4 protein-coding genes are annotated in these 7,085 nt (G+C 71.8%); 2 read left to right on the forward strand and 2 right to left on the reverse strand.

Annotated elements, in window-relative coordinates:
* On the reverse strand, positions 1-2,568 hold a 2,568-nt coding region (locus AWZ10_RS01200; protein ID WP_060890223.1), incomplete at its 3' end, for a glycoside hydrolase family 2 TIM barrel-domain containing protein.
* A 262-nt stretch (positions 2,569-2,830) separates the two neighbouring features.
* Between AWZ10_RS01200 and AWZ10_RS01205 the strand changes: the two genes are divergently transcribed.
* Both AWZ10_RS01205 and AWZ10_RS01210 read left to right on the forward strand, forming a co-directional pair.
* A complete protein-coding gene (locus AWZ10_RS01205; protein WP_107084612.1) occupies positions 2,831-5,245 on the forward strand; it encodes a SpoIIE family protein phosphatase in 2,415 nt (804 codons plus the stop codon).
* Between the two features lie 102 nt (positions 5,246-5,347).
* Entirely contained in the window at positions 5,348-6,607 is a 1,260-nt protein-coding gene (locus AWZ10_RS01210; RefSeq protein WP_060890224.1) for an SLC13 family permease, read from the forward strand.
* A 41-nt stretch (positions 6,608-6,648) separates the two neighbouring features.
* Here the strand turns inward: AWZ10_RS01210 and AWZ10_RS01215 are convergent.
* A partial coding sequence (locus AWZ10_RS01215) for a helix-turn-helix domain-containing protein (RefSeq protein ID WP_159058191.1) occupies positions 6,649-7,085 on the reverse strand: 437 nt, incomplete at its 5' end.

Genomic DNA, 7,085 nt, shown 5'->3' on the forward strand with positions numbered 1-7,085 from the left:
GCTCACCTTCCCGGTCCGCAGCCCCTCCGCCCGCGCCGTCACCCTGACCGGGCCCGGCTCGACCCCGGCCCGGACGATCGCGAGCGCCTTGCCGCCGAACGCGGTCCGGGTGGAGGCCTGGTAGCGCTCGGCGCTCTCCTCGCGGCCGTTGTCGAGCCCGGCGAGGGAGCCTCCCCGTACGTCGAAGGAGATCAGGTGCTCGGCGTCGGGGACCACCACCCCCCGGGCGTCGACGATCTCGGCGGTCACGAAGGCCAGTGAACGCCCGTCCGCCGCCAGGGACTTGCGGTCGGCTGTCAGGCGCACGCCGTGCGGGGCACCGGCCGTGCGCAGGACGTCCGTGGCGACGGTCCTGCCGTTGCGGCGCGCCACGGCCTTCAGCTCGCCGGCCGCGTACGGCACCTGCCAGGCGAGGTGGAGCTTGCCCGCGCTGCCGTTGGGGCTGGTGTAGCTGCCGGGGTACGGGCCGTCGGTGAAGGTCTTGTCGTCACCGGGCGCCTCGGTGGTCTCCAGGTAGGGGCGGCCGTCGAGGGTCCTCTTCTCGTCGAACGTCCTTGTCCCCAGGGACTTTCCGTTCAGGAACAGCTCGACGGTGTCCACGTTGGAGTAGGCCCACACCTCGACCGTGTCGCCCTTCGCGTGGTTCCAGGTCATCGGCAGCAGATGGACCATGGGCCGGCTGATCCACTGGCTCTGGAACAGGTAGTACATGTCCTTCGGGAAACCGGCCGTGTCGACCGCGCCGAAGAAGGAGGCCTTCACCGGGAAGACGTCGTACGGCGTGGGCTCGCCGATGTAGTCGATGCCCGACCAGAGGAACTGCCCGGCGAACCACTTCCGGTCGCGGTCCTTCTTGTGGCCGTACTCGCCGCTCATGGTCCAGGAGGCGAGGTTGTTGTCGTAGGACGAGACGCCCCGCTTGCCCGGGGTGTGGTTCTCGCCGGTGTTGAGGTGCTCCGGCTCCTGGTAGACGCCTCTCGTCGAGGTCTCCGAGGACGACTCCGACTCGAAGAGGAACAGCTTCGGGTAGCGAGCGTGCAGGGCGTCCACCGACTTGGCGGTGTTGTAGTTGAGGCCCAGGCCGTCGAGCTTGGCCAGGATCAGGTCGCCCGGGGAGCCGGGAGCGGGGACGCTGCGGTGGCGGTGGGAGCCGATGACGATCGGGCGGGTGTCGTCGCAGGCCTTGACGGCGGCGATCAGCCGGTCCGCCATGGCGAGGCCGGAGGTGGAGGTGAACTCGGAGACCTCGTTGCCGATCGACCACATGAGGACGGCGGGCGAATTGCGGGCCGCGAGCACCATCTCGGTGACGTCGCGGTCGGCCCACTCGTCGAAGAAACGGCCGTAGTCGTAGCGGGTCTTGGGGCTCCTCCAGCAGTCGAAGGCCTCGACCATCATGACGATGCCCAGTTCCTCGCAGACCTCGATCATCTCCGGCGAGGGCGGGTTGTGCGAGGTCCGGAAGGCGTTCACGCCCATCGACTTCATGATCGTCATCTGCCGGCGGATCGCGTCGGCGCTGACGGCGGCGCCCAGCGCGCCGAGGTCGTGGTGGAGGTCGACACCCTTGATCTTGTGGTGGGCGCCGTTGAGATGGAAGCCGTCGTCCGGGTCGAAGCGGAAGGTGCGGATGCCGAAGGGTGTGCGGTGGGTGTCGGCGGCTCTGCCGCCGACGCGCAGCTCGGTCCTGAGGGTGTAGCGGTGGGGGTCCGCGAAGTCCCACAGCCTCGGCTCGCGGACGGTCAGTTCGTGGGTCGCGGTCGCCGTGTCGGTGACGGCGACCGTGGAGGACGTACGGGCGACCGTCCGGCCGCGGGCGTCGACGACCCGGGAGACGACCTCGACGTCCGCCGCGCCGCCGGAGGCGTTCACGACAGAGGTGCGTACGCGGACGAGGGCGCGCTTCTCGGTGATGTCCGGTGTGGTGACATGGGTGCCCCAGCGGGCCACGTGCACCGGGTCGGTGACGACCAGGCGGGCCTCGCGGTAGATGCCGCTGCCGGAGTACCAGCGGCTGCTGGGCAGCCGGTTCTGGACCTTGACGGCGATGACGTTCTCGGTGGTGCCGTCGGTGTGGAGCAGGTCGGTGAGGTCGAAGGCGAAGCCGGTGTAGCCGTAGGGGTGTCGGCCGACCTCGGTGCCGTTGCAATGGACGTGGGAGTCCATGTAGACGCCGTCGAACTCGACGGAGATCCGCTTGTCGGCGAGGGCGGGTGGCAGCGTGAAGGTGTTGCGGTACCAGCCGAGCCCGCCGGGGAAGAAGCCGGTGCCGCTGGTCGTGCCGTGCCGGGTGGTCGGGGCGAGCTCGATGCTCCAGTCGTGGGGGACGGCGACCTGACGCCAGGCGGAGTCGTCGAAGCCGGGTTTCGCGGCGTCGGTGAACTCGCCGGTGGGGTCGGTGATGCCGCCCGGGTCGACGAGGGCGAAGCGCCAGCCGTCCCGGAGCGGGACGGCCCGGCCGGCGGACGAGGGTCTCGCGCGGGGCGCGGCGGCCGCGGTGCCCGCCAGCGCTCCCACCACCGGGGCGGAGGTGCCCGCGACGAGTAAGGATCTGCGTGTGACGGTCATGGGTGTTCCCTTCGTCGAACGTGCGGGTGGACGTTCCGGGAGCCCGCGAAGCACAAGGCCCCACAAGCAATCACAAGTGAGCGCGACCAAACAGAATCTGACGACGCGCCCCAGGGACGTCAAGAGCCCCTCGCACCACTCGACGAACACCGGTGCGACAAAATCCGCGGGGGTACGGTTTCCAGTCCGCTTTCCCGTCGGAACGCATAGGCTGGATTTCACCCGTAAGCCCGTTCGGTCCGGCGAAATGGAACTCGCGACGATGAGGAGCCGCAAGGTAACGCACGGTGACACCCCTGCGTATGCCCTGGACGGTGCCGCCACGGCGCGGGCGGCCATGGACGGCGACGGCACGGTCGTCGAGTGGAACGAAGGCGCGAGGCGCCTGCTGGGCTGGCCCGCGGCCGAGGTCGTGGGACGTCCCGCCGAGGAGCTGCTGGCCCCGGGGGGCTCTCTGCTGCCGCCCCCGCCGGGCAGCCTCAACTGGAGCGGCACGCTCGCGCTGCGTCACCACGACGGCCGGACGGTGACCGCGTGGCTGATCGCCCACCGCCGAAACCCGAAGGACGGCGACGGCAGCGGCGGCTGGCTGGTTCTGTGTCCGCTGGACGATCCCGGCCCGCTGGGGCGGGAGGATCCGCTGGCGGCGGCGGTCATGGTCCAGTCGCCGTGCGCCATGGCGGTCTTCGACGACCGGCTGAGACTGCGCGGTATCAACGACGTGATGGCCGAAGCCGTGGGGATGCCCGAGGAGAACCTCCGGGGGCTGCACATGTCGGAGGTCGTGGGCGGCCGCCAGGGCGAGAAGCTGGAGCAGCATCTGCGCGAGGTGCTCGCCCATGGCCGCCGCAAGGACGTGCGGACCTTCCTGCGGGCCGCCGACGAGAACCGGGCCCACGCCTGGTCGGCGGCGATCGCCCCGCTGACCGACGACTCCGGGGCGCCGATCGGGGTGTGTGTCACCGGCCACGACATCACCGAGCAGTACCTCGCCCGGCAGCGGCTGCAACTGGTGAACGAGGCGAGCATCCGCATCGGGACCACGCTCGACGTCCAGCGCACCGCCCAGGAGCTGGCCGACGTGTGCGTCCCTGTCCTCGCCGACTTCGTCAGCGTCGACCTCATGCAGTCGATCGACCACGGCGACGAACCGCACGAGGGCCCGCTCTCCCCTCCGTTCACCCTGCGCCGCACCGCCCACCAGTCGGTCACCCCCGGCTGCCCCGAGGCGGTGATCGAGGTGGGCCGCACGGACGTCTACCCGGCCACCTCCCCACAGGCGGCCTCCCTGTCGGTCGGACACACGATCGTGGCGACCGACCCGGCGAACACCCTGTCGGACTGGCTCGCCTGGGACCCGATACGCGGCGCACGGGTCAAGGAGCTGGGCGTCCACACCACCATGTCGGTGCCGATCCGGGCCCGTGGCACGACCCTCGGTGTGGCCGTCCTGACCCGCTTCAAGCGACTCGACCCGTACACCGCCGACGACGAGCTGCTGGCCGAGGAGGTCACGGCCCGGGCCGCCGTCTGCATCGACAACGCCCGCCGCTACTCCCGCGAACGCGAGACCGCCCTCGCCCTGCAGCGCAGCCTGCTCCCCCAGACCCTCCCCCGCATGCCCGCCCTGGAGGCCGCCTCCCGGTACCTTCCGGCGGCGCAGGCCGGGGTCGGCGGCGACTGGTTCGACGTCATCCCCCTCTCCGGGATGCGGGTCGCCATGGTCGTCGGCGACGTCGTCGGCCACGGCATCCAGGCCTCCGCCACCATGGGCCGTCTGCGGACCGCCGTCCGCACCCTCGCCGACGTCGACCTCGCCCCCGACGAGCTGCTCACCCACCTCGACGACCTCGTCGTAAGGCTGTCCGCGGAGGCCGGCAGCGACGGCGTGACCGGTGAGGTGGGGGCCACCTGCCTGTACGCCGTCTACGACCCGGTGACCCGCCGCTGCACCTTCGCCCGTGCCGGGCATCCGCCGCCGGTCGTACTGGACCCGGACGGACGGCCCATGGAGGTGCACGTGCCGTCGGGACAGCCCCTGGGCCTCGGCGGACTGCCCTTCGAGTCCGCCGAACTCGAACTGCCCGAGGGCACCGTCATCGCCCTCTACACCGACGGTCTGATCGAGACCCGGGACCGGGACATCGACGCCGGGCAGGAGCTGCTGGCCGAGGCGCTGTCCGGCCGCAAGGGCTCATTGGACGACATCTGCGAGGACGTCGTCCAGTCCCTGCTGCCCGCGAACGGCGCCCCCGACGACGTGGCCCTGCTGCTCGCCCGTACGCGCGGGCTGCAGGCCGCACAGGTCGCGACCTGGTCGATACCGGCCGACCCGGCGTTCGTCGCCCGCACCCGCCAGTACGTGCTGACGCAGATGGCGCTCTGGGGCATCAGCGAGTCGGCGTTCACCGCGGAGCTGGTGGTGAGCGAGCTGGTCACCAACGCCATCCGGCATGGCGCCCCGCCGATCCAGCTGCGCCTGATCCACGACGACACCACTCTGATCTGCGAGGTGTCCGACGGCAGCGGCACCGCCCCGCACCTGCGCCGGGCCAAGACCTTCGACGAGGGCGGGCGCGGCCTGCTGCTGGTGGCCCAGCTGACCCAGCGGTGGGGCAGCCGGCACACCGAGGACGGCAAGACGATCTGGGCCGAGCTGACGTTGTCGGAGGAGTGAGGAAGGCCTCACCACAGGGCCGCACAGGCGTTCGTCGGGCGTTGCCGGGCAGCTGTAGGGTTCACCGGTCTCCGCGCCGCCGAACTGCCCGAAAGCTCCTCCGTGAACACCGCCCTCGCCGAAATCCTGTCCGTCGTCCTGCTCGTCGTCGTCCTCGGCTGCGCGGTCGCCCGCCCGTTCGGACTGCCGGAGGCGGTGGTCGCGGTCCCGGCCGCCGGGATCGTGGTCGCCGCCGGTGCCGTCTCCCTCGACCACGCCCGCGCCGAGGCCGAGCTGCTGGGCCCCGTGCTCGGCTTCCTGGCCGCCGTGCTCGTGCTGGCCAAGCTCTGCGACGACGAGGGGCTCTTCCAGGCCTGCGGGGCATGGATGGCGCGCGCCTCGGCGGGGCGGCCCCGGCGGCTGCTGGGCTCGACGTTCGCGCTGGCCTCCGGCATCACGGCGGTGCTCAGCCTGGACGCGACGGTCGTACTGCTCACACCGGTGGTGTTCGCGACCGTGGCCCGGCTGGGCGCCCGCCCCAAGCCGCATGTGTACGCCACCGCGCATCTGTCGAACACGGCCTCGCTGCTGCTGCCCGTGTCCAACCTCACCAACCTGCTGGCGTTCACCGCGAGCGGGCTGACCTTCACGCGGTTCGCGCTGCTGATGGCGGCGCCGTGGGCGGTGGCCGTCGCCGCCGAGTACCTGGTGTTCCGCCGGTTCTTCGCCTCCGACCTGGACGCCTGGACGCCACCCGCCGAAGAGTCGGTCGAGGCTCCCGAGCTGCCGATGTTCGCTCTGGTCACGGTCCTGTGCACGCTCGCCGGGTTCGTGGTGACGTCCGCGCTCGGTGTCGAGCCCGTGTGGGCGGCGCTGGCCGGGGCCGTGGTCCTGTCGGTCCGCGCGCTCGTGCGGCGCACCACCGGCCCGGTCGCGCTCTTCCACTCCGTCTCCCTGCCGTTCCTCGCGTTCGTGCTGGCGCTGGGCATCGTGGTGCGCGCGGTGGTCGACAACGGCCTCGCCGACGCGCTGGGCCGCGTGATGCCGTCCGGCACCGGCCTGCTCGCCCTCCTCGGTGTCGCCGCCCTCGCCGCCCTTCTCTCCAACGTCATCAACAACCTGCCCGCGGTCCTGGTCCTGGTCCCGCTGGCCGCCCCGCTCGGCACGGGCGCCGTCCTCGCCGTGCTCCTCGGCGTCAACATCGGCCCGAACCTCACCTACGCCGGTTCCCTGGCCACGCTGCTCTGGCGCCGCATCGTCCACCAGCACGAGCACGACGTGGACCTGGGCGAGTTCACCCGCCTCGGCCTCCTCACCGTCCCCGCCGCTCTGCTCTCCTCGGTGGTGGCGCTGTGGCTGTCACTGCTCGCCTTCGGGGGCTGAGCCGCCCCCCCCTGCCGAGGGCTTCCCGGGGGAGGTGACCGTCAGCCGCCGTCGCGCAGCCCCTGCCGGTACTCCCCCGGCGGCACCCCGTAGCGCTGCCGGAACACCCGGCTGAAGTGGAACGGGCTGCCGAACCCGGAGGCGGCGGCCACACGTTCCACGGGCAGTTCGGTGGCCTCCAGGAGCCGGGCGGCGTGGTGGAGGCGGGCGTGGCGGAGGGCACGCATCGGGGAGTGGCCGAGTTGCTCCGTGAAGAGGTGCGCGAACCGGGACGGAGAGAGGGAGACGTACTCGGCGAGGGAGTGGACGGTGTGCGGGGCTCCGGGGTCGGCGGCGATCAGGTCCTCGGCCCGGCGGATCCTCGGGTCCACCCCCGACTCGCGCGGCTCGGACCTGGCGGCGGTGAGCAGCACGACCTCCTCCAAGGAGCACAGGGCGAGTTCGCGGGCCGCCGTGCCGTGCGCCACGGCGACCTCAC

This window comes from Streptomyces europaeiscabiei, assembly GCF_001550375.1.
GTDB lineage: Bacteria > Actinomycetota > Actinomycetes > Streptomycetales > Streptomycetaceae > Streptomyces > Streptomyces europaeiscabiei.

What these genes read in the sequence shown, in the direction of transcription:
- AWZ10_RS01205 (WP_107084612.1), top strand. Translation starts at nt 2,831, where the DNA reads ATGAGGAGCCGCAAGGTAACGCACGGTGACACCCCTGCGTATGCCCTG.